Annotated in this window: 21 protein-coding genes; 5 read left to right on the top strand and 16 right to left on the bottom strand. The window is 71.6% G+C overall.

Translation table 11 applies throughout. From position 1 onward, the window contains the following. Window positions 1-78 precede the first annotated feature (78 nt). Window positions 79-726 (top strand): cysteine hydrolase family protein, encoded by a 648-nt coding sequence (locus tag ACZ58N_RS15265; protein WP_471159175.1) that lies wholly within the window; start codon window positions 79-81, stop codon window positions 724-726. A gap of 6 nt (window positions 727-732) precedes the next feature. Here the strand turns inward: ACZ58N_RS15265 and ACZ58N_RS15260 are convergent, their stop codons facing one another. Together ACZ58N_RS15260 and ACZ58N_RS15255 are read right to left on the bottom strand one after the other, a co-directional pair. Then, window positions 733-903 (bottom strand): hypothetical protein, encoded by a 171-nt coding sequence (locus ACZ58N_RS15260; protein ID WP_471159173.1) that lies wholly within the window; start codon window positions 901-903, stop codon window positions 733-735. 470 nt (window positions 904-1373) lie between these two features. Continuing rightward, window positions 1374-2522: a glycerate kinase gene (locus ACZ58N_RS15255; RefSeq protein WP_471159171.1), complete on the bottom strand. Its 1149-nt coding sequence runs from the start codon at window positions 2520-2522 to the stop codon at window positions 1374-1376. Window positions 2523-2665: 143 nt separating this feature from the next. Between ACZ58N_RS15255 and ACZ58N_RS15250 the strand changes: the two genes are divergently transcribed. From ACZ58N_RS15250 to ACZ58N_RS15240, 3 genes are read left to right on the top strand one after another with little or no spacing between them, the layout of a single operon-like run. Beyond that, on the top strand, window positions 2666-4384 hold the full coding sequence (locus ACZ58N_RS15250) for a BCCT family transporter (protein WP_471159169.1): 1719 nt from the start codon (window positions 2666-2668) through the stop codon (window positions 4382-4384). Between the two features lie 52 nt (window positions 4385-4436). After that, entirely contained in the window at window positions 4437-4934 is a 498-nt protein-coding gene (locus ACZ58N_RS15245) for an NUDIX domain-containing protein (protein WP_471159167.1), read from the top strand. 59 nt (window positions 4935-4993) lie between these two features. Then, entirely contained in the window at window positions 4994-5422 is a 429-nt protein-coding gene (locus tag ACZ58N_RS15240) for a hypothetical protein (protein WP_389707874.1), read from the top strand. Window position 5423: 1 nt separating this feature from the next. On the opposite strand, the gene ACZ58N_RS15235 is transcribed toward ACZ58N_RS15240, so the two are convergent. The 11 genes from ACZ58N_RS15235 to ACZ58N_RS15185 all read right to left on the bottom strand — a co-directional run bounded on the left by ACZ58N_RS15235 (window position 5424) and on the right by ACZ58N_RS15185 (window position 18615). After that, a complete protein-coding gene (locus ACZ58N_RS15235) occupies window positions 5424-5915 on the bottom strand; it encodes a methylated-DNA--[protein]-cysteine S-methyltransferase (RefSeq protein WP_471159165.1) in 492 nt (163 codons plus the stop codon). Between the two features lie 12 nt (window positions 5916-5927). Further along, the gene (locus ACZ58N_RS15230) at window positions 5928-7412 is read right to left on the bottom strand and encodes an AlkA N-terminal domain-containing protein (protein ID WP_471159163.1); all 1485 of its coding nucleotides are present in this window, start codon (window positions 7410-7412) and stop codon (window positions 5928-5930) included. A gap of 178 nt (window positions 7413-7590) precedes the next feature. Further along, the gene (pssA, locus tag ACZ58N_RS15225; protein ID WP_384001646.1) at window positions 7591-8373 is read right to left on the bottom strand and encodes a CDP-diacylglycerol--serine O-phosphatidyltransferase; all 783 of its coding nucleotides are present in this window, start codon (window positions 8371-8373) and stop codon (window positions 7591-7593) included. A gap of 73 nt (window positions 8374-8446) precedes the next feature. Beyond that, entirely contained in the window at window positions 8447-9103 is a 657-nt protein-coding gene (locus ACZ58N_RS15220; protein WP_471159161.1) for a phosphatidylserine decarboxylase, read from the bottom strand. Window positions 9104-9289: 186 nt separating this feature from the next. Next, window positions 9290-10495 (bottom strand): acyl-CoA dehydrogenase family protein, encoded by a 1206-nt coding sequence (locus ACZ58N_RS15215; RefSeq protein WP_031158096.1) that lies wholly within the window; start codon window positions 10493-10495, stop codon window positions 9290-9292. A gap of 2 nt (window positions 10496-10497) precedes the next feature. Continuing rightward, window positions 10498-11010 carry a MaoC family dehydratase gene (locus tag ACZ58N_RS15210; protein ID WP_073909130.1) on the bottom strand — a complete coding sequence of 171 codons (513 nt, stop codon included), beginning with the start codon at window positions 11008-11010 and terminating at the stop codon, window positions 10498-10500. A 16-nt stretch (window positions 11011-11026) separates the two neighbouring features. Next, on the bottom strand, window positions 11027-12001 hold the full coding sequence (locus ACZ58N_RS15205) for an HpcH/HpaI aldolase/citrate lyase family protein (RefSeq protein WP_389707881.1): 975 nt from the start codon (window positions 11999-12001) through the stop codon (window positions 11027-11029). Continuing rightward, window positions 11998-14058, bottom strand: a complete 2061-nt coding sequence (locus tag ACZ58N_RS15200) for a protein meaA (RefSeq protein WP_471159158.1) — start codon at window positions 14056-14058, stop codon at window positions 11998-12000. The genes ACZ58N_RS15205 and ACZ58N_RS15200 overlap by 4 nt, the downstream gene beginning before the upstream one ends. Window positions 14059-14080: 22 nt before the next feature. Then, window positions 14081-15418, bottom strand: coding sequence for a crotonyl-CoA carboxylase/reductase (gene ccrA / locus ACZ58N_RS15195; protein ID WP_471159156.1), 1338 nt, complete (start codon window positions 15416-15418; stop codon window positions 14081-14083). Between the two features lie 418 nt (window positions 15419-15836). Continuing rightward, window positions 15837-16649, bottom strand: coding sequence for a TetR family transcriptional regulator (locus ACZ58N_RS15190; RefSeq protein ID WP_471159154.1), 813 nt, complete (start codon window positions 16647-16649; stop codon window positions 15837-15839). Window positions 16650-16812: 163 nt separating this feature from the next. Continuing rightward, window positions 16813-18615, bottom strand: a complete 1803-nt coding sequence (locus ACZ58N_RS15185) for a 3-hydroxyacyl-CoA dehydrogenase family protein (protein WP_471159152.1) — start codon at window positions 18613-18615, stop codon at window positions 16813-16815. Between the two features lie 381 nt (window positions 18616-18996). Between ACZ58N_RS15185 and ACZ58N_RS15180 the strand changes: the two genes are divergently transcribed. Further along, entirely contained in the window at window positions 18997-19566 is a 570-nt protein-coding gene (locus ACZ58N_RS15180) for a HEAT repeat domain-containing protein (protein ID WP_471159150.1), read from the top strand. A gap of 55 nt (window positions 19567-19621) precedes the next feature. On the opposite strand, the gene ACZ58N_RS15175 is transcribed toward ACZ58N_RS15180, so the two are convergent. The 3 genes from ACZ58N_RS15175 to ACZ58N_RS15165 form a co-directional block, all read right to left on the bottom strand. Further along, window positions 19622-20041 (bottom strand): RidA family protein, encoded by a 420-nt coding sequence (locus ACZ58N_RS15175; RefSeq protein WP_471159148.1) that lies wholly within the window; start codon window positions 20039-20041, stop codon window positions 19622-19624. 25 nt (window positions 20042-20066) lie between these two features. After that, window positions 20067-21662, bottom strand: coding sequence for an alpha/beta hydrolase (locus ACZ58N_RS15170; protein WP_471159146.1), 1596 nt, complete (start codon window positions 21660-21662; stop codon window positions 20067-20069). 112 nt (window positions 21663-21774) lie between these two features. After that, window positions 21775-22842: an Rv2578c family radical SAM protein gene (locus ACZ58N_RS15165; protein WP_471159144.1), complete on the bottom strand. Its 1068-nt coding sequence runs from the start codon at window positions 22840-22842 to the stop codon at window positions 21775-21777. Window positions 22843-22867 lie beyond the last annotated feature (25 nt).

Genomic DNA, 22867 nt, shown 5'->3' with positions numbered 1-22867 from the left:
GCCAGGCCGGCAGGATCCCATCGATCAAGGTCCCGGGAGCCCCTGGGACCGGCGTGCCGCCGGGGACACGATGGAGCCATGACCGACACCGCGCACACCACGTCCCACCCGGCACCCACCACCCCCGTGGCCGGCGCCCCGCAGCTTGCCGCCGACAGCGCCCTGATCGTCATCGACGTCCAGAAGGCCTTCGACGACGCCTCTTTCTGGGGCCGGCGCAACAATCCGGACGCCGAGGACAACATCGCCGCCCTGATGGACGCCTGGCGGGAATCGGGGCGCCCGGTGGTCCTCGTCCGGCACAGGTCCGTGCAGCCCGGTTCCGTCCTGGCCGAGGACCTGCCCGGGTACGCCTTCAAGGACCTGGTGGAGGAGCGCCGCCACGAGGACCTGCTGATCACCAAGTCCGTCAACTCGGCCTTCTACGGGACGCCCGACCTGGCCGACTGGCTCACGGCCCGCGGCATCCGCCAGGTGGTCGTCGCCGGGATCCAGACCAACATGTGCGTCGAGACCACGGCCCGGATGGCGGGGAACCTCGGATACCGGGTCCTCGTACCGCTGGACGCCACCCACACCTTCGACCTCGCCGGTCCCGACGGACTGTCCCTGACCGCCGACGAGCTGGCCACGGCCACCGCGGTGAACCTCCAGGGCGGCGGCTTCGCCCGGGTCGTGACCACCGCCCAGCTGCTGTCCGCGGCCCGCGTCGGGGTCACCGCGTAGTCGGGGTCACCGCGCCGTCCGGGCCACCGCGTGGAAGGCGAGCCGGGCGTCCTCTCCGACGCACCGCATCCCGGCGGCTGCCATGACCCGCCGGGACGCCGTGTTCCCCCGGTCGGTGTCGCCCGGCACCGCGGTCGCCCCGTGCCGGCGGGCGTGCTCCACCAGGGCGCGCAGCACCGCGGTCGCCCAACCCCGGGCCGCCGGGGCCGGCCCGTGGCCGACGGTCGCCCGGCCCCCGCCCCGTCGGCCGGCCCGTGGAAACCGGCGCCGCCGATCACCGTCCCGTCCGCGCGGCGCAGGATCTCGTACGCCCCGAAGGGCGCGGGGTCCCGCTCGCGGCCAGGACCGCCAGGTACCGCTCCGCCCCGGCCCGGTCCCCGGCGTCCGGATACCCGGGACACCCCGGGCGGCCCGCGGCGGGGCCGCCGGCCAGGATGCGCCGGGCGCCGTCCGCGTCGAGGGGCAGGAGGTCCGGTCGGGGCGTCGCCAACGTGTCCATGGCACCCCGGACCACCGGCCGTCCCGGACCCGCGCATCCGGATATCGGCGGGGCCGGTTCACCCCGGCCGGCCCCGCCGATGGCGAAGGCCCGGCCCCCCGCCGTCGCGGGGGAGCCGGGCCTTCGACCGTACGGGCCGGTCCGTGGGTCAGAGCACGTCGGCGGCGATGTTCTCCGCGACCCGCTCCAGCAGGGGACCGGCGTTCGGAATGGACTTCGCCGGGTCGGGCTCCAGGTCGGTCAGCGGGTAGGCCTTGCGGATGCCCGCGGCCTCCAGCGCGCCCTGGTCCAGCAGCAGCCGTCCGCAGACCGCCACGACCGGCTTGCCCGCGGCGCGCGCCGCGGCCGCCACGCCCGCCGGGGCCTTGCCGTGCAGGGTCTGCTCGTCGAGGGAACCCTCACCGGTGATGACCAGCGTGGCCCGCTCCAGCGCGGGCGCGAAGCCCAGCACCTCCAGCATCAGCTCGATGCCGGGACGGAACGTCGCCCCGAGGAGCAGCGCCCCGTAGCCGATGCCACCCGCGCCGCCGGCGCCCGGCAGCACCGCGCACTCGGCCGCCTTCGCGCCGATCGACTTCTCCAGCACCACGGCGAAGTGCGCCAGCGCCGCGTCGAGCGTCGCCACGTCCTCGGGCGAGGCACCCTTCTGCGGGCCGTAGACCGCGGGCGCGCCCTTCGGGCCCGTCAGCGGGTTGTCCACGTCGCTCGCCAGGACGAAGTCGACCTCGGCGAAGCGGGGGTCGATCCCGGACAGGTCGGCCGAGGCCAGACCGGCCAGCGCGCCGCCGCCCGGGCCGACCGGTTCACCGTTCGCGTCCAGGAACACCGCGCCCAGCGCCGCCAGCATGCCGGCGCCGCCGTCGGTGGTGGCGCTGCCGCCGACACCGAAGACGATCGAGCGGGCGCCCGCGTCCAGCGCGGCCTTGAGCAGCTCGCCCGAGCCGTACGTGGTCGCCGTCAGCGCGGCGAAGGTGCCGGCGGGCAGCAGCTGGAGGCCGGAGGCCTCCGCCATCTCGACCACGGCGGTACCGTCGCGCAGCGCGAAAGCGGCCGTGACCTGGTCGCCGAGGGGTCCGGTGACCCGTACCTCCCGGCGTTCGAAACCGGCCGCCACGGCGGCCGCGACCGTACCGTCGCCGCCGTCCGCGACGGGGAGGGTCTCGATCTCCACGTCCGGTACGGCCCTGCGAAGGCCGGCCGTCACCCGCTCCGCGACCTGAACGGCCGTGAGCGAGCCCTTGAATTTGTCCGCGGCGATGAGCACGCGCGCGGTCTCAGTTACTGCTCCGTCCGTCACCTTGCTAATCCCTTGCTATCGAACAGTGCAGTCGCGCCCCCATGAGCCTATCCGGAGGATCCTCCTATGCCCATGGGTGGCCTACGCCACAGGCGGCGCGCCATGCGGCTAAATGCGGATATACGCCCGCATAGTGTGGCCGCATGAGCACGGATTCACTGGAACAGCCACGTCCGGATACCCCGGGCGGGGGGCCCGGACGTCCTGCGGACGGCACGCCCGACCGCGGCGTCGTCACCATCGGCGTGATCGCCGTGCTGGCCGTCGTCGCCTGGGCGGCCCTGGGCAAGGACTCCTTCGACTCCGCCTCCGGAGCCGCCCTCGCCTGGGTGCTCGCCAACTTCGCCTGGCTGTTCGTGATCGCCGCCGACGTCTTCCTCGTCATGTGCGTCGTCCTCGCGTTCAGCCGCTTCGGCCGGATCCGGCTCGGCGCCGACGACTCCGAACCGGAGTTCACGAACCTCGCGTGGATCGCGATGATGTTCAGCGCCGGCATGGGCATCGGCCTCATGTTCTACGGGGTCGGCGAGCCGCTCACCCACTACCTGGCCCCGCCCCCCGCCTCCGGCGCGGCCCCCGGCACCGGCGCCGCAGCCCTCGCGGCCATGGAGTACTCCTTCTTCCACTGGACGCTCACCCCCTGGGCCATCTACGGCATCGTCGGGCTCGCCCTCGCCTACGCGACCTTCCGCAAGGGCCGCGGCAACCGCCTCAGCTCCGCCTTCGTCCCGCTGATGGGCACGGCACGGGCGAACGGCCCCGCCGGGAGGGCCATCGACCTGCTCGCCGTCTTCGCCACCGTCTTCGGCACCGCGACCAGCCTGGGCCTCGGTGCCCTCCAGGTGTCGAAGGGCCTCAACATCACCACCGGCGTCGAGGACTCCACCACGGTCGAGCTGATCATCATCGGCTCGCTGTCCGCCGCGTTCGTGCTCTCCGCCTTCTCCGGTCTGCACAAGGGCGTCAAGTGGCTGAGCACCATCAACATCGTGCTCGCCGCGACCCTGATGCTCTTCGTCTTCGTGCTCGGCCCCACCGTCCACATCCTGGACGTGATCCCCGCCGGCGTCGGTGGCTACCTGGACGAGCTGCTGCCCATGGCCAGTCGCACCGGGGCCTTCACCGACAGCGCCTGGCTCGGTGCCTGGACCATCTTCTACTGGGCGTGGTGGCTCTCCTGGGCGCCCTTCGTCGGCACGTTCATCGCCCGGATCTCCCGGGGCCGCACCATCCGGGAGTTCCTCGTCGGCGTCCTCCTCGTCCCGAGCGGCGCCACCGTGGTCTGGTTCTGCGTCATGGGCGGCACCGCCATCCAGCTCCAGTCCACCGGCGCCGCCGACCTCGCGAGCAAGCTCAAGGAGGGCACCGAGGCCTCGCTGTTCGCGATGCTCGACGCGCTGCCGCTCGGCACCGCCACCTCCTGGGTCGCGATGGTCCTGGTCATGACGTACTTCGTCACCAGCGCCGACTCTGCCTCCCTGGTCATGGGTTCGCTCACCAGTCGGGGCTCGCTGAACCCGCCCACCTGGCTCGTCGTCACCTGGGGCGTGCTCATGGCCGCCGTGGCCGCCGTGCTCCTCGTCGCGGGCGGGCTGAAGTCCCTGCAGACGGCGACCATCCTGGTCGCCCTGCCCTTCGTCGTCGTCATGCTGCTGCTGTGCTGGGCCCTGGTGAAGGAGCTGCGCGAGGACCCCGGCGCCGGCCCGGCGCGCCACCACGCCCTGCACGGCATGCGGGACGCCGTCAAGGCCATGGTCGGCGACGCCGTCACCGAACAGGGGGCGGGCCGTCACCCCCGGCTTCGGCGCGTCGCCGAGTCCAGGGGGCGGGACCGCGAGGACGGCGGTACCCCGGGGGTGTGATCGCGCGGGGCTGCCCTGCGGACGGCCGGGGACGGCTGGGTAGGGTGGCGCCGTGACCACCACCGAAGACTTCGCCACCTACATCGCGAGCCTGCCCCGGGTGCTGGCCGGCGCGGCCGCCCTCTTCCGCGACGCCGAGGGCCGGGTCCTCCTCGTGGAGCCCAACTACCGTGAAGGCTGGGCCCTGCCCGGTGGCACGATCGAATCCGACCTGGGCGAGACCCCGCGGACGGCGGCCCGCCGCGAGAGCGCGGAGGAGATCGGTCTCGACGTCCCGCTCGGCCGGCTGCTCGCCGTGGACTGGTCGGTGGCCACCGACCGCCCGCCGCTGGCCGCCTACCTCTACGACGGCGGCGTGCTCGACGACGCGCAGCTCGCCTCGATCGTGCTCCAGGAGGAGGAACTGCTCTCCTGGAAGCTGGTCGAACCGGGCGAACTCACCACGTACCTTCACGGATCCCTCGGGTTGCGGACCGAAGAGGCCTACCGCGTGCTGGAGTCCGGCGAGGGCACCGTGGAACTGGAGAACGGCCGGCGCCCGGTGGCGTAGCGGCAGATCGCAGGGCAGGCGGGTACCCGAAGCGGACACGAGCAGGACAGAATCAGCAGATGATCACGATGTACGCCTGGCCGAGCACGGCCGACGGGCCCGACGCCCTCCCCATGGTCCACTTCACCACCGATCAGCAGGCCGGTGACGAGGTCACCGAAGACGGGTCGCCCGTCTGGCTGTTCGACAACGCGATACGCGAGGGCGGCTGGGCCCCCTTCGAGGACTTCGAGGGCTGGTCCGCGCCCGCCGAGGGCTGGCAGGCCTTCTACCGCCGCGAGGACGACCTCCTCGCCGTCACCGGCCCCGCCTCCTGCGAGGGCTGGTACCAGGGCCGCCTCGGCGCCGACCCCGCCTGGGTGGACGCGGCCTCCGCCCAGCAGAGCGTCGTCCTCCTCGCGGCCCCCGTCCAGCACCCGGACCTCTACGCCTACGCGGTGGAGGCGGGCGCCGGCTTCGCCCTCCTCGTCCCGCTCTCGGTGATCTGAGCTACTTCCCCGCCCCCTCGAACTCCAGCAGCCGCACCTTGCGCTCGATGCCGCCCCCGTAGCCCGTCATGCCGCCCGAGGCACCGATCACGCGGTGGCAGGGCACGATGATGCCGACCGGGTTCTTCCCGTTGGCCAGGCCCACCGCGCGCGAGGCGTTCGGCTTGCCCAGTTCCGCCGCGAGCTGCCCGTACGACCACGTCTCGCCGTACGGGATCCGCACCAGCTGCTCCCACACGCTGCGCTGGAAGGCGGTGCCCTCCATCCGCACCGGGACGGTGAACTCCCTCAGCTCACCGGCGAAGTACGCGGTCAGCTGCCGGCGCACCTCCGGGAAGGGCTCCTCGGTGTCCGCGACCCGTTCGCCGAAGGACTCCTCGTCGGGCCGATGCCGCTGACCGGTCATGTACAGGCCGCTGAGGACGCCGTCGGTGGCGACCAGGGTCAGCGGGCCGTAGGGGCTGTCCACGACGGTGTACTGCTTGCTGCTCATGGGGTGTGCTCCTCAGACGGGCAGGTGGTTGATGGGGTGGGCGTCGGTGGCCCACAGGTACTGGACGGCGTAGGCGCGCCAGGGCCGCCAGAGCGCCGCCCGAGCCGTCAGCGCGGCCGGGGTGGAGGGCAGCCCGAGGCCCTGGGCCGCCCGCCGCACCCCCAGGTCCGACGGCAGGAACGCGTCCGGGTCGCCCAGGGCCCGCATCGCGATGATCTCGGTGGTCCACGGCCCGAAGCCGGGCAGGGCGCTCAGCCCGGCGCGGGCGGCCTCCCAGTCGCTGTCGATGCCCAGCGGCAGCGAGCCGTCGGCCAGCGCCCCGACGAGGGTGGTGAGCGTCGCACGGCGGCTGCGCGGCATCGACAGCGTCTCGGGGTCGAGGGCGGCCAGGGCCTGCGGGGAGGGGAACAGGTGGGTGAGGCCGCCGTGGGGGTCCTGGACCGGCTCCCCGTGGGCGGCCACCAGCCGGGCGGCGTGCGTGCGCGCCGCGGCGGTGGACACCTGCTGTCCGAGCACCGCCCGGACCGCGAACTCCGCCGCGTCGACCGTGCGCGGCACCCGGCGCCCCGGAGCCTTGTCCACGAGCGGGGCCAGCAGCGGGTCGGCCCGCAGCTGGTCGTCCACGGCCTCCGGGTCGGCGTCGAGGTCGAGCATCCACCGGCACCGGCTGATGGCGATGGTCAGGTCGCGCAGATCGGTCAGGGCCAGCCGGCAACCGATGTGGTCGGGCCCGGGCGTCAGGGCGACCACGCCGGTGCCGTACGGGAGCCTCAGCGTCCGCCGGTAGGCGCCGTCGCGCCACTCCTCGACCCCGGGGACGGCGGTCGCGGCGAGGTGCCCGAACAGGTTGTCCGGGTTCAGCGGGGCCCGGTACGGCAGACGCAGGCTGAGCGTCCCCGGGATCCGAGGCTGCGCCTCGGGCCGCCCGGCGGTCCGGCCGGCCCGGGTCCGCAGGTCGCTGGGGGAGAGTGCGAAGACCTCCCGGACGGTGTCGTTGAACGCGCGGATCGAGGAGAACCCGGCGGCGAAGGCCACGTCGCCCATCGGCAGCTCCGAGGTCTCGATCAGCAGCCGGGCCGTCTGGGCCCGCTGGGCCCGGGCCAGGGCCAGGGGACCGGCCCCGAGCTCCGCGAGGAGCTGGCGCTCCACCTGCCGGGTCGAGTAGCCCAGCCGGGTGGCCAGTCCCGGCACGCCCTCCCGGTCGACGACCCCGTCCTGGATCAGCCGTACGGCGCGCGCGACGGAGTCGGCGCGGGCGTTCCACTCGGGGGAGCCGGGGCTGGTGTCGGGCCGGCACCGCTTGCAGGCCCGGTAGCCGGCCTGCTGGCAGGCCGCGGCACTGGGCAGGAAGCTCATGTTCTCGACCTTGGGAGGGACGGCCGGGCAACTGGGCCGGCAGTAGATCCCCGTCGTGCGGACCGCGGTGAAGAACCACCCGTCGAAGCGGGCGTCCTTGGACTGTACGGCTCTCACGCAACGGTCGGTATCGGTGTGCATGGCTCCAGGATCCCGACCCCGGACCCTCCGGGCTGGCGGTTTTCCGACATCAAGGCTAACGCCGGGTCCCGCCCGCGGGGGCTCACCGGCGCAGGCGGGGACGGCGGCTGCGGACACGGCGAAGGCCCCGGGTGCCAGGGCACCCGGGGCCTTCGTCACGTGCGTACGGGCCCAGGCCCTACGGCAGCTGCGCCGCCCGTGCCTCGCGCCGGTTGTGCCGGAAGGTGTTGGCCCTCCGGGTCGTCGCGAACAGCGGGATGGTCGCGGCCAGCGCGATCTGGAGCGCACAGCCGGCCTGGAGCAGGATCTGACCGCCCGGGGCGTCGAACGCCCAGGCGGCGAGCAGGCCCATCGCCCCGACGATCCAGCTGAGCATCGCCGCCGCGAGGACGCCCCGCGGCTTGGGGTACTCGACCCGGCTCACCATCAGCCAGGCCACCCCGATGATCGCCAGCAGCGTCGGGATGAAGGGCAGCTCCAGCAGCACGATCGAGACGACCGTGAGCGCGCCGAAGGGGCTCGGCATGCCCTGGAACATGCCGTCCTTCAGCGTCACGCAGCTGAATCTCGCGAGTCTGAGCACCACGGCGAGCAGGACGACGATCGCGGCGAGCGCCGACATCTTCTGGTGCGCGTCGTCGGCGACCATGCCGTAGACGAGCACGAAGTAGGCGGGAGCCAGACCGAAGCTGATCAGGTCGGACAGGTTGTCCAGCTCGGCGCCCATCGGCGAGCTGCGCAGCTTGCGGGCCACGATGCCGTCGAAGAGGTCGAAGACCGCGGCGAGCAGCATCAGTATCACCGCCGTCGCGGCGCTGTGCCGGGCCATGCCGGACTCACCGCTGCCGGTGAGGTGCGGAATGAGGATTCCGGTGGTGGTGAAGTACACCGCCATGAATCCGCACGTCGCGTTGCCGAGCGTGAGGGTGTCCGCTATCGACAGCCGCAACGAGAGCGGCATGTCGTCCTCGGCGGACTCCTCCTCGGCGGACTCGGGCACCCACCCCGCGGACGGGGTGGAGGGAGTCTCAGGGTCAGTCACGGTCAATTCGGGTCACCCCCGCGGTGGTGGTCTGACCGACCTCGACCGCGACCTCGACGCCCTCGGGGAGGTAGATGTCGACGCGCGAGCCGAAGCGGATCAGTCCGATGCGTTCGCCCTGCTCCACCTTGGTGCCGGCCGGCAGGTACGGGACGATGCGCCGGGCGACGGCGCCGGCGATCTGCACCATTTCGATGTCGCCCAGTTCGGTGTCGAAGTGCCAGACAACGCGCTCGTTGTTCTCGCTCTCCTTGTTGAACGCCGGGACGAACCCGCCGGGGACGTGCTCCACGGACGTCACCGTGCCCGCGAGGGGCGCGCGGTTGACGTGGACGTTCAGCGGGCTCATGAAGATCGCGACGCGGGTCCGCCCGTCCTTCCACGGCATGATGCTCTGCACCACACCGTCGGCGGGCGAGATGACGCGGCCCTGCGTGATCTCACGCTCGGGGTCGCGGAAGAACCACAGCATGCCCGCCGCGAGCGCGGTGGCGGGCACGGCCGCCGCGGCCCAGCGTCCGGACTTGCGGGCCCGGGTGAGGCTGAGCGCCGCGGTGGCGACGGTCGGCAGAAGCCACGGCGATGCTCCGCGAGCGATACGTCCGCCGAGGAGGCCGACGCGGGGTGCAGAGGTTTGGCTGTGGGGCATGGATGACCTTCGTAGCGGGTGATTGCCGCGCCGTAAACGGGGGGACGGGACGGCGGCTTTACTGGAATGCTATCGGTTGCGCGCAACAACTGGGCAAGCCAGAAGCCGAGTCGATGGCCGCCGTCCAGTCACTGGCTGTGATCCCGTTGCGATGGATCGCTGGACGATCCATCGCAAATGGGACTTTCAGCCCTGGAGCCGGTACTCCTCAAGCAGGCGTCGCCCGATGATCATTTTCTGGATCTCGGCGGTACCTTCACCGATGAGCAGCATCGGCGCCTCCCGGTAGAGGCGCTCGATCTCGTACTCCTTCGAGAATCCGTATCCACCGTGGATACGGAACGCGTCTTCCACGACTTCCTTGCAGTATTCGGAGGCGAGGTACTTCGCCATCCCTGCTTCGAGGTCGTTTCGTTCCCCGGAGTCCTTTTTGCGTGCTGCATTGACCATCATCGCATGGGCTGCTTCGACCTTGGTAGCCATCTCGGCCAGCTTGAACTGGATGGCCTGGTGCTCAGCGATGGCCTTGCCGAAAGTATGACGTTGCTGGGCGTAAGAGACACCCAGTTCGAACGCACGTTGTGCGACGCCACAACCACGGGCCGCCACGTTCACGCGGCCGACCTCCACGCCGTCCATCATTTGGTAAAACCCTCGGCCCGTCTGTCCGCCGAGGACGCGATTGGCCGGAATGCGCAGTCCGTCCATGATGAGCTCGGTCGTGTCGACGCCCTTGTAGCCCATCTTGTCGATCTTGCCGGGGATGGTCAGGCCCGGACGGACCTCACCGAAGCCCGGCTCCTTCTCGACGAGGAAGGTCGTCATCGACTTGTGGGGCGCCGTGCCCTCGGGGTGTCCTTCGTCACTTCGCACCAGAACGGCCACGAGAGTGGACGAGCCGCCGTTCGTGAGCCACATCTTCTGGCCGTTCAGGACGTACTCGTCCCCGTCCTTCACCGCCTTGGACGTGATGGCCGACACATCGGAGCCCAGCGCCGGCTCGGACATCGAGAACGCGCCGCGCACCTCGCCCAGCGCCATCCGCGGGAGGAAGTGGTCCTTCTGCTCCTGCGTGCCGTGCTGCTTGAGCATGTACGCCACGATGAAGTGCGTGTTGATGATGCCCGAGACGGACATCCAGCCCCGCGCTATCTCCTCCACGCACAGCGCGTAGGTGAGCAACGACTCACCCAGGCCGCCGTACTCCTCGGGGATCATCAGCCCGAAGAGGCCGAGTTCCTTCAGGCCGTCGACGATCTGCTGGGGGTACTCGTCGCGGTGCTCAAGCTCGGTCGCGACCGGGATGATCTCCTTGTCGACGAACTCCCGGACGGTCTTGAGGATCTCCCGCTGGACGTCGGTCAGCCCGGCGGTCTGGGCGAGTCGGGCCATGGCTACTTCCCCTGTTCCTTCAGCGTGGGCCGGCCGGGCTGCTCGCCGCCGCGCTCCTTGATGTACGTCTCGGTCGGGACCATCACCTTGCGCCGGAAGACGCAGACGAGGGTGCCGTCCTGCTTGTAACCCTTGGTCTCCACGTACACGATGCCGCGGTCGTCCTTCGACTTCGACGGCGTCTTGTCGAGGACCGTGGTCTCGCCGTAGAGCGTGTCGCCGTGGAAGGTCGGCGCCACGTGCCGCAGGGACTCGATCTCCAGGTTGGCGATGGCCTTCCCGGAGACGTCCGGCACGGACATGCCGAGCAGCAGCGAGTAGATGTAGTTGCCCACGACCACGTTCTTGCCGAAGTCGGTCGTGTTCTCGGCGTAGTTGCTGTCCATGTGGAGCGGGTGGTGGTTCATGGTCAGCAGACAGAACAGGTGGTCGTCGTACTCGGTGACCGTTTTTCCGGGCCAGTGCTTGTAGACCGCCCCGACCTCGAACTCTTCGTACGTGCGTCCGAACTGCATGGGACTCGGGGCCTTTCTAGCCGACGGGGATTTCGAACTTGCTGGTGCGCTGCATACCGGCGGCGCGACCCTTGCCCGCGATGACCAGGGCCATCTTGCGGCTGGCCTCGTCGATCATCTCGTCGCCGAGCATCGCGGAGCCCTTCTTGCCGCCCGCCTCGGACGTGCACCAGTCGTACGCGTCCAGGATCAGCTCGGAGTGGTCGTAGTCCTCCTGCGACGGGGAGAAGACCTCGTTGGCCGCGTCGACCTGACCGGGGTGCAGCACCCACTTGCCGTCGAAGCCGAGGGCCGCGGCGCGCCCGGCGACCTCGCGGTAGCCGTCCACGTTCTTGATCTGGAGGAAGGGGCCGTCGATCGCCTGGAGGTCGTGGGTGCGGGCGGCCATCAGGATGCGCATCAGGATGTAGTGGTAGGCGTCCGCGCCGTAGCCGGGCGGCTGCATGCCCACGACAAGGGACTTCATGTTGATCGAGGCCATGAAGTCGGCCGGTCCGAAGATGATGGTCTCCAGGCGCGGCGAGGCGCCCGCGATGGCGTCGACGTTAACCAGGCCCTTGGCGTTCTCGATCTGCGCCTCGATGCCGATCCTGCCGACCTCGAAGCCCATGGTCTTCTCGATCTGGGTGAGCAGGAGGTCGAGCGCCACGACCTGCTGGGCGTCCTGGACCTTCGGCAGCATGATGCAGTCGAGGTTCTGGCCGGCGCCCTCGACGACCGTGATGACGTCGCGGTAGGTCCAGTGCGTCGTCCAGTCGTTGACGCGCACCACGCGGGTCTTGCCGGTCCAGTCGCCGTTGTTCAGCGCGTCCACGATGGTGTGGCGGGCGCCTTCCTTGGCGAGCGGGGCGCAGGCGTCCTCCAGGTCCAGGAAGACCTGGTCGGCGGGCAGGCCCTGGGCCTTCTCCAGGAAGCGCGGGTTGGAGCCCGGCACCGCGAGGCAGGAACGGCGAGGCCGCAGCCGGTTCACCGGGGAAGAGGGCGTGGTCATGCGGGGACCTCCGTGCTTTCGAGAGAGTCGAGCTTGTTGGCCTTGCGGATCTCGTCGACGATACGGCCGATGATCTCCGTGATGCCGAAGTCCTTCGGAGTGAACACGGCGGCCACCCCGGCCGACTTCAACGACACCGCGTCGGCCTGGGGAATGATGCCGCCGACGATGACGGGGATGTCGGCCGCCCCCGCCGCGCGCAGGCGTTCCAGGACATCGGGTACCAGCGCGCTGTGCGAACCGGACAGGATGGACAGTCCCACGCAGTGGACGTCCTCGGCCAGCGCCGCCGAGGAGATCTCCTCGGGCGTCAGCCGGATGCCCTGGTAGACCACCTCGAAACCCGCGTCGCGGGCCCGCACGGCGATCTGCTCGGCGCCGTTGGAGTGCCCGTCCAGGCCGGGCTTGCCGACCAGCAGGCGCAACCGGCCGGAGCCGAGCTCGTCGGCCGTGCGGGAGACCTTCTCGCGGACGAGGGCCATGGGCGTGCCCGCCTCGGCGGTGACCGCGACCGGGGCCGAGGAGACACCGGTCGGGGCCCGGAACTCGCCGAAGACCTCGCGCAGGGCGCTCGCCCACTCGCCGGTGGTGACGCCCGCCCGGGCGCACTCCAGGGTGGCCTCCATCAGGTTCTCGGTGCCCGCCGCGGCTTCCTTCAGGCGTTCGAGGGCCTGCTGGGTGGTCGGGAAGACGAAGGGATCGCCGTTGCCCTGGCGGTCCGAGGACTCCTGCCGCTCGGCGCGCCAGCGGCGGATGCGCTCGACGGTCACGGCCTCCGTGGCCGGGTCGACCGTCATGATGGCGCCGTCCAGGTCGGCGGTGAGCGGGTTCTCCTCGGTCTGCTGGAAGCAGTTCACCCCGATGATCTTGTCCTCGCCGGCCTCGATCCGGGCGCGCCGCTCCGCGTGCGAGGAGACCAGCTCGCCCTTCAGGTAGCCGGACTCGACGGCCGCCATCGCGCCGCCCATCTCCTGGATCCGGTCGATCTCGGCGAGGCACTCCTCGACCAGGGAATCGACCTTCGCCTCGATGACGTGGGAGCCCGCGAAGATGTCCTCGTACTCCAACAGGTCGCTCTCGTGCGCCAGGACCTGCTGGATGCGCAGGGACCACTGCTGGTCCCACGGCCGGGGCAGGCCGAGCGCCTCGTTCCAGGCGGGCAACTGCACCGCGCGGGCGCGGGCGTCCTTGGACAGGGTGACGGCCAGCATCTCCAGCACGATGCGTTGGACGTTGTTCTCGGGCTGCGCCTCGGTCAGGCCCAGGGAGTTGACCTGGACGCCGTAGCGGAAGCGCCGCTGCTTCTCGTTCGTGATGCCGTAGCGCTCGCGGGTGACCTTGTCCCAGATGCGGCCGAAGGCGCGCATCTTGCACATCTCCTCGATGAAGCGGACTCCCGCGTTCACGAAGAAGGAGATCCGGGCGACGACCTCGCCGAACCGCTCCTCGGGGACCTGGCCCGAGTCGCGGACCGAGTCCAGGACGGCGATGGCGGTGGACATCGCGTACGAGATCTCCTGGACCGGGGTGGCCCCGGCCTCCTGCAGGTGGTAGCTGCAGATGTTGATCGGGTTCCACTTCGGGATGTGGTTGACCGTGTACGCGATCATGTCCGTCGTCAGGCGGAGCGAGGGCCCGGGCGGGAAGACGTGCGTCCCGCGCGAGAGGTACTCCTTGACGATGTCGTTCTGGGTGGTGCCCTGGAGCAGGGCGATGTCCGCGCCCTGCTCCTCGGCGGCCACCTGGTAGAGCGCCAGGAGCCACATGGCGGTGGCGTTGATCGTCATCGAGGTGTTCATCTGCTCCAGGGGGATGTCCTGGAACAGGCGACGCATGTCACCCAGGTGGGAGACCGGGACCCCGACCCGACCGACCTCGCCGCGGGCGAGGATGTGGTCGGGGTCGTAGCCCGTCTGCGTCGGCAGGTCGAAGGCGACGGACAGGCCGGTCTGGCCCTTGGCGAGGTTGCGGCGGTACAGCTCGTTGGACGCCTCGGCCGTGGAGTGGCCGGCGTACGTCCGCATGAGCCACGGCCTGTCCTTCTGGCGCTCTGTCATCTCAGGCGATCCTCTGCGGACTTCAGATGTTCCGGAACCGGTTGATGGCGTCGATGTGCCGGGCGCGCAGCTCGTGGTCGCGGACGCCCAGGCCCTCCTCGGGGGCCAGCGCCAGGACGCCGACCTTGCCCTGGTGGAGGTTGCGGTGGACGTCGTAGGCGGCCTGGCCGGTCTCCTCCAGGGAGTAGACCTTCGAGAGCGTGGGGTGGATCTTGCCCTTGGCGATCAGACGGTTGGCCTCCCAGGCCTCGCGGTAGTTCGCGAAGTGCGAGCCGATGATCCGCTTGAGGGACATCCACAGGTAGCGGTTGTCGTACTCGTGCATGTAGCCCGAGGTGGAGGCGCAGGTGGTGATGGTGCCGCCCTTGCGGGTGACGTAGACCGAGGCGCCGAAGGTCTCGCGGCCGGGGTGCTCGAAGACGATGTCGATGTCCTCGCCGCCGGTCAGCTCGCGGATGCGCTTGCCGAAGCGCTTCCACTCCTTCGGGTCCTGGGTGTGCTCGTCCTTCCAGAACTTGTAGCCCTCGGCGTTGCGGTCGATGACCGCGGTCGCGCCCATGGCCCGACAGATGTCGGCCTTCTCGGGGGAGGAGACGACGCAGATCGGGTTGGCGCCGCCGGCCAGCGCGAACTGGGTGGCGTAGCTGCCGAGGCCGCCGCTCGCGCCCCAGATCAGGACGTTGTCGCCCTGCTTCATGCCGGCGCCGTTGCGGGAGACCAGCTGGCGGTAGGCGGTGGAGTTGACCAGGCCGGGGGAGGCGGCCTCCTCCCAGCTGAGGTGGTCGGGCTTGGGCATCAGCTGGTTGGACTTGACGAGCGCGATCTCCGCCAGGCCGCCGAAGTTGGTCTCGAAGCCCCAGATGCGCTGCTCGGGGTCGAGCATCGTGTCGTTGTGGCCGTCGGAGGACTCCAGCTCGACCGAGAGGCAGTGCGCGACGACCTCGTCGCCGGGCTGCCAGGCGTTGACGCCGGGGCCGGTGCGCAGCACGACGCCCGCGAGGTCGGAGCCGATGACGTGGTACGGCAGGTCGTGGCGCTTGCTGAGGTCGCTGAGCTTGCCGTAGCGCTCCAGGAAGCTGAACGTGGAGACCGGCTCGAAGATCGAGGTCCACACGGAGTTGTAGTTGACCGACGAGGCCATGACGGCCACCAGGGCCTCGCCCGGGCCCAGCTCGGGCAGCGGGACGTGATCGAGGTGGAGGGACTTGCGGGGGTCCTTCTCGCGGGTCGTGAGCCCCGCGAACATTTCCGCTTCGTCCTTGTGCACGGTGATCGCGCGGTACGAGTCGGGCAGCGGCAGCGCCGCGAAGTCTGCGGCGGTGGCGGACTGCGACTGAATCGCGTCCAGGATGTCCTTCACGGTATTGCCTCCGGCGAGCGCTGGTGAGGGTGCGCTGAGGGATACGCGGGTGCGCGGGGTGCGTGTGGTGTGGGTGGTGCGAGTGCCGTCGGTCCGGCGGAGCTGTGGTGCCGGCCCGCCTGTGGTGAGGCGGGCCCGGTGGCCTGGTGACGCAGGCATCCGGGGCGCGTTCCGTGCCGAGTGGGCGTGGGCCGCGGGGACATCCGGACGAGATTCAACGTATGGCACCCCGTGTCACTCGACAAGGCACCGCGTGCCAAAAGTTTCTCTCATTTGCCGATTGACCTGCGCAGATGAGCGATGATCGATCAGAGTTACCCGCGAGTAGGGGCAAGCTGGACATACGACAACGGCCGCCCCCGAAACCGGGAGCGGCCGCTGTGACCGGAACCACCCGGCCGATGGCCGGGAAGTTCGCCTACTTGTTCCTGAGTGCCTCTTCGATGGTCCGCATGACCTCGTCCAGCGGGGCGTCCGTGCGGGCCACCGCGACCAGCACCTCGCCCTCGGTGCGCACCGCCGCCGGCGCCGGCGCCGCGGCGACCGCCGTGCGGCCCGCGCCGATCCCGGACCCGAACGTCTTGCGCACGATCGAGAAGGCGTGGTCCAGCTGCGCCTCCACGTCGCCCTGTCCGCCGGCCCGCAGCCAGCGCCGCAGCACGTGGTTGTGGGCGGTCACCACCGCCGAGGCGGCCACCTCCGCCAGCAACGGGTCGTCGTTGCCGTCGTGGTGGTCGGTCTCGTCGAAGTGCGCCAGCAGGTACCGGGTGAACAGCCGCTCGTAGCGGGCCACCGAGGCGATCTCCCGCTCGCGCAGCGCCGGGACCTCGCGGGTAAGCCGGTAGCGCTCCACCGACACCGACGGGGCGGCGGCGTACATCTTCATGACTTCCTTGATCCCCCGGCACACCGTGTCGAGCGGGTGCTCGTGCGCCGGCGCCACGTCCAGCACGGCCTCGGCACGGGTCAGGGTGTCGTCGTGGTCCGGGAAGATGGCCTCTTCCTTGGACCGGAAGTGCCGGAAGAACGTCCGGCGGGCCACCCCGGCGGTCGCGGCGATCTCGTCGACCGTCGTGGCCTCGTACCCCTTGGTCGCGAACAGCTCCATGGCCGCCGTGGCCAGCTCCCGGCGCATCTTGAGCCGCTGGGCGGCCGCTCGGGTGCCGGCCGCGCTCTCCGGGACGTCCGGGGCGGAGGAGGCGCGGGGTGAGGTCTTGGCGGGCTGGGACATAGAGCGAAAGTACTTCATTCGCGCAGGGGAGCGCGCCTGTGGGGGGTGGAGGGAGGACGGATGCGGGGGAGGGCCCGCACTGGGCTCGGGAGGGTTCGTCCGCCGTGAGGGTCCGGCGGACCCGAGCAACCCTCCCCACGCATCCTGCTCGGGGCCCGGCCGGTTACCGGCGGGCGTACTCACGGAATCCGCGGCCGGTCTTGCGCCCCAGGCAGCCCGCCGCCACCAGGTGTTCCAGCAGCGGGGACGGGGCCAGACCGGGATCGCGGAACTCCTGGTGGAGCACCTTCTCGATGGCGAGCGACACGTCCAGGCCGACCACGTCGAGGAGCTCGAAGGGCCCCATCGGGTAGCCGCCGCCCAGCTTCATCGCGGCGTCGATCTCGTCGATGCCCGCATAGTGCTGCTCGACCATCTTGATGGCGTTGTTCAGGTACGGGAACAGCAGCGCGTTCACGATGAAACCGGCCCGGTCCCCGCAGTCCACCGGGTGCTTGCGCACCTTGCCGCAGACCTCGCGGACGGTGGCGTGCACGTCGTCGGCCGTCAGGACGGTCCGCACGACCTCGACCAGCTTCATCGCCGGAGCCGGGTTGAAGAAGTGCATCCCGATCACGTCCTGGGGCCGCGACGTGGCGCGGGCCACGGCGATCACCGGGAGCGAGGAGGTGGTGGTGGCCAGCACCGCGCCCGGCCGGCAGACCTTGTCCAGCCCGGCGAACAGCTCCTGCTTGACCGCGAGGTCCTCGGCGACGGCCTCGACGGCCAGGTCCACCTCGGCGAACGCCTCCAGCGAACCGGCCGGCGTGATCCGCCCCAGGGTCAGCTCGGCGGCCTCCTCGGTCAGTCGGCCCTTGGACACCGCACGGCCCAGGGACTTCCCGATCGCGGCCTTGGCGGCCTCCGCCTTCTCCTGGCTGCGGGCCGCCAGCACCACGTCGTAGCCGGCCTGCGCGAAGACCTGGGCGATACCGCTCGCCATCGTCCCCGAACCGGCCACGCCGACCGAGGAGACCGGGCGGCCGGCGCCGAGCAGCGAACCGTCCGGCGGGGTCTGGAGATCACGGACGATCACCGAACTGCCCGGGGCCTCGTACGTGTAGAAGCCGCGCCCGGACTTCTGCCCGGTCAGACCGGCCTCGGCGAGGTGGCCCAGGATCGGGGCCGGGGCGTGCAGCCGGTCACCGGAGGAGGCGTACATGGCCTCCAGGACGGTCCGGGCCGTGTCCACGCCGACCAGGTCGAGCAGGGCCAGCGGTCCCATCGGCAGGCCGCAACCGAGGCGCATCGCGGCGTCGATGTCCTCGCGGGAGGCGTACCGGGACTCGAACATGGCGGCGGCCTGGTTGAGGTAGCCGAAGAGCAGGCCGTCGGCGACGAATCCGGGCCGGTCACCGACCGACACGGGCTCCTTGCCGAGCTCGCGGGCCAGCTCGGTGACCGCCTCGACGGCCGGCGGCGCGGTGAGCACGCAGGAGACGATCTCGACGAGCTTCATCGCGGGCGCCGGATTGAAGAAGTGCAGGCCCAGGACGCGTTCGGGGCGCAGGGACTCGGCGGCGAGCCGGGTCACCGAGAGGGCGTTGGTGCCGGTGGCCAGGATCGTGTCGGGCCGCACGATCGCGTCGAGCTCGCAGAACAGCCGGTGCTTGAGCTCGTAGTCCTCCGGGACGACCTCGATGACCAGGTCGGCCTCGGCGGCCGCCGCGAGGTCGGTGAAGGTGCGGAACCGGGCGAGGACCCCCTCCCGCTCCTGCTCGGTGATCAGTTCCCGGGTGACGGAACGGGCCGTGGCGGAGGCGAGGGCGGCGGTGGCGCGCCGGGCCGCCGCCTCGCTGACGTCGATGCCGATGACCTCACGGCCGGCCCGGGCCAGGATCTCGGCGATGCCGGTGCCCATGGTGCCGAGGCCGACGACGGCGACGGTGCGGAGGGTGGACTGACTGGACGTGGACGGACGGTCCATCGCGGGACTCCAGTGGAAGAGGGTGACGACTGAGGGTGGCGGCGCGCGGTGCACGGCGCGCGCGGAAGCCGTACGGAGGAAACCGTGCGGAATGGGCCCGGCGGAAAGCGCCCTGAGGGAGGGGCGCGGCGGGCGGAGGAGCGGCACGACCCTGTCCCGGGGTCCTGCCGTGTGGTGGTGCGGGTGAACCGACTGGTCCGGGGCGGCTGCGTCACCAGGCCGTTCCCGTACGTGTGTCAGTGACTCTAACCGGCCGGTAACTGGTCCGCCAGAGTGCGGAGATGTGACCTGGAACGCCCAAATGTACCGATCATCGATCATCGATCAACCAGGTCCGCCGAACGCCCCGTACCGGGGGGCCGGCGCCCCTAGGGTGGTCGGGTGAACGACGTGCTGGAGCGCCTGCGGGCGGAGTCGACCGGATCCCCGGAGTACGAGGCGCTGCTCGCGGCGGACCGCGACGCACTGGCGGACTCCCTGACCTCGGCCGGCCGGCCGCTGTGGGCCCGAGAACTGGCCGCCTACCGCCTCGGCCTGGCCGGCGACCGGCGCGCATTCGAATCGCTGGTGCTGCTCCTGAACCACCGGGACCCGCCGCGCTGCGAGGCCGCCGCCCGGGCCCTGGCCGTCCTCGGGGACCCGCGCACCGCCCGCGCGGCGGCGGCCCTGGCCACCAACTCCCTGCGCACCGCCTACGCCCTGCACCCGGTGCGGCTGCTGGCCGCGCTGCGCGCCCCCGAGTCGGCCCCCGCCCTGATCGCCACCCTGGCGCGCCTGCTCGCGCCGCACGACCCGTACTGGCGCGTGGCCCTCGCCTGCGTGGAGGGGCTGGGGGCGCTGGCCGACGCCCGCGCCCGCGACGTGCTCGTGCGGGCGCAGTCGCACCCGCGCCTCGCGGTCGCGGCGACGGACGCCCTGGGCCGGCTGCCGGGCGGACACCCGGACGCGTAGCCGCCCCGACCCGGGGGGCGCGGTTCCCCCGGGTCGGCCGGTCGGCCGGGACGGGTCAGGCGGGCAGGACCGCGAACGCCTCCACCTCCAGCAGGAGTTCGGGGCGGACGAGCGCCGCGACCTGGACCGCCGAGGAGGCCGGGAGGAGGTCCGGGGCGATCAGCTCGTCCCGGACCGCGCGCACGGCGGGCAGATGGGCGACGTCCGTGACGAAGTAGGTCAGCTTCACCACGTGTTCGAAGCCCGCGCCGGCCGCCGCCAGGCACCGGCGCAGGTTCTCGAAGACCTGCCGGGTCTGGGCGGCGGCGTCGCCCTCGCCGACCACCTCGCCCCTCTCGTCGAAGGCGCACTGTCCGGAGACCGCCACGAAGCGGCCGGTCCCCCAGACGACGTGGCTGTATCCGGAGCCGGGCGCGACGCCCTCGGGAGCGGCGACGCGGGTGATCCCGCCGGGGCCGTGCGGTGTTGTGATCATGAGGACGATCCTGCCCGGGCCGGCGTCAGTGGCGGAACCCCAGGAGGCCGTGCAGGGCGGCACCTCCCGAGGAGGGCGGGAGGGCCTTGGTCGCCGCCGGGGTCGGGGCGGGCTGGGCCGGGCACGTGGCGTCGGCGGCCGATCCCGTCCGCAGGTACGCGGCGAGCTTCTCGTCCAGGCACTTGTTGCCGCTGAGGGCGATGCCGTGGTTACCGCCGCCCTCCTCCACCACCAGCGCCGAACCCTTCAGCTTGTCCCGCATGCTCACCGCGCCGCCGAAGGGCGTCGCCGCGTCCTCCGTCGCCTGGAACAGCAGCGCGGGCGGGAGTTCGGAGTTCGTCACGTCCGGCGCCCGCAGGGACTCCGTCGGCCAGAACGCGCAGGGCGCGTTGTACCAGGCGTTGTTCCAGGTCATGAAGGGCGCCTTGGCGTGCGTGCGCCACATGTCGGCGCGCCACGCGTTCCAGTCGGTCGGCCAGGCCGAGTCCCGGCACTGCACCGCCGTGTACACGCTGTACCCGTTGCCCGCCGAGGGCTCGACCGCGCCGAACCGCTCGTACGCCGCCACGAGGGGCTTCTGGTCCTGCTTCAGGACGTACGCCGCGAAGGCCTCGGCGAGGTTCGGCCAGTAGCCGTTGTAGTAGCCGCCCGGCATGTACGTGTCCTCCAGCTCGGCCGGGCCCACCTTGCCGTCCGCCGGGGCGCCGCGCAACGCGTCCCGCATCCCGTACCAGAGCTTCTCGACCCGCGCCGGGTCGGTGCCCAGCCCGTACGTGGCGTCGTACTTGGCCACCCACGCCAGGAACGCCTTGTGGCGGGCGTCGAAGGCCAGGTCCTGGGCCAGGTTGTCCTCGTACCAGACCCCGGCCGGGTCGACCACGGAGTCCAGGACGAGGCGGTGCACCCGGTCCGGGTGGAGGCGGGCGTAGACCGCGCCCAGGTAGGTCCCGTACGAGTAGCCGAAGTAGCTCAGGCGCTGCGCCCCGAGGGCGGTGCGCAGCACCTCCAGGTCGCGGGCGGCGGAGACGGTGCCGACGTGGGGGAGGACGTCCGCGTGCTTGGTCCGGCAGGAATCGGCGAAGGCGCGCACCCGCTCCAGGTTGGCCCGCTCGGTCGCCGCGTCGAGCGGTACGGAGTCCGGACGGACGGGGTTGAAGTGCCCCGCGGCGCAGTCCAGGGTGGGCTCGCTCCTGCCGACGCCCCGCGGGTCGAAGCCGATCACGTCGTACTGCGCGGCCACGTCCTTGGGCAGCGCCGCCGCGACGAACCCGGCCAGGGCGCGCCCGCTGCCGCCGGGGCCGCCGGGGTTGACCAGCAGCGGGCCCTGGGAGGTGGCGGCGGTGTGCGGCACCCGGGTCAGGGCCAGGGAGATCTGCCGCCCGGCGGGCCGGTCGTGGTCGAGCGGGACGGGGAGGGAGGCGCACTGGAGCGTCGGGTGGCGGGGGGTCGCGCAGCCGGTCCAGCGCAGCGCCGCCTGTCCGGGAGTGGCGGCCGCCGGGGCCGCGGGGTCCGCGGGCGCGGCCGTCACGGGACTCGTCAGCACGGCGGCGACGGCGGAGATCGACAGCAGGACGGCGGCGCGCCTCTTCGCGGCGGCGCGCTTCTTCGTGGGGTGGAGCATGGGGCCTCCCAGCCGAGGGTTCTGGGCGGAATCGTCCCGGAAACCGTGCCCGGAAAGCGGGATTGGGCGGCGCATTGGCCCGATGTGATGACCCTTCGGGGAGCGCCGCGGGTCACAGCAGGGTCAGCTGCGTCGGCCCGGCCGCGGCGCGCCCGGTCGGTCCCGCCGGCGTCGGCCCGGCCGCCCCCGCCCGGCGGGACGCCCCGCGACCGCCCGGGCCGATGCCGAATTCGGCCGCCAGTCGGTGGACTTGACGGGTGATCTGCCGCTGGTACCAGGTCGGCGCGTACGAACCGCCCGCGTACATTCGTTCGTACCGTTCGACCAGGTGGGGGTGGTGCTCGCCCAGCCAGGCCGTGAACCACTCGCGCGCCCCGGGCCGCAGATGGAGTACCAGGGGTGTCACGGACGTGGCCCCGGACTCCGCCACGGCCCGGACGGTGTCCCGCAGCTGCTCCGGGGAGTCGCCGAGGAAGGGGATCACCGGGGCCATCAGCACCCCGCACTCGATGCCCGCGTCGGTCAGGGTCCGTACGGCTGTCAGTCGGGCCGCGGGGGACGGCGTGCCGGGCTCCACGGTCCGCCACAGGGCGGTGTCGGTGAAGCCGACGGAGACGGAGATGCCCACGTCGGTGACCTCGGCCGCCTCCCGGAGCAGGGGCAGGTCGCGCAGGATCAGCGTGCCCTTGGTCAGGATGGAGAAGGGATTGGCGCGGTCCCGCAGCGCCTCGATGATGCCCGGCATCAACCCGTAGCGGCCCTCCGCGCGCTGGTAGCAGTCCACGTTGGTGCCCATCGCTATGTGCGCGCCCGTCCAGCGGGGTGCGGCGAGCTCGCGGCGCAACAGCTCCGGGGCGTTCGTCTTGACGACGATCTGCGAGTCGAACCCGAGGCCCGTGTCGAGATCGAGGTAGGCGTGGGTGCGGCGGGCGAAGCAGTACACGCACGCGTGACTGCAACCGCGGTACGGGTTGACCGTCCATTCGAACGGCATGCGTGATGCGCCCGGGACCTTGTTGACGAGGGACCGCGCCCGGACCTCGTGGAAGGTGATCCCGCGGAACTCCGGGGTGTCGATCGTGCGGGTCACGACGGCGCCCGCCCCGAACAGCGCGGCGGGGCCGCCCGTGCGCACGTCTCCCTCGTCCCCTGCGTCATCGGTCAGGCTGTCCCAGCGCATCGGCGCCTCCCTCGGTGGCTCGGCC

The organism is Streptomyces sp. NPDC040432 (assembly GCF_055595445.1).
This window is presented reverse-complemented; position numbering and strand designations above follow the sequence as displayed.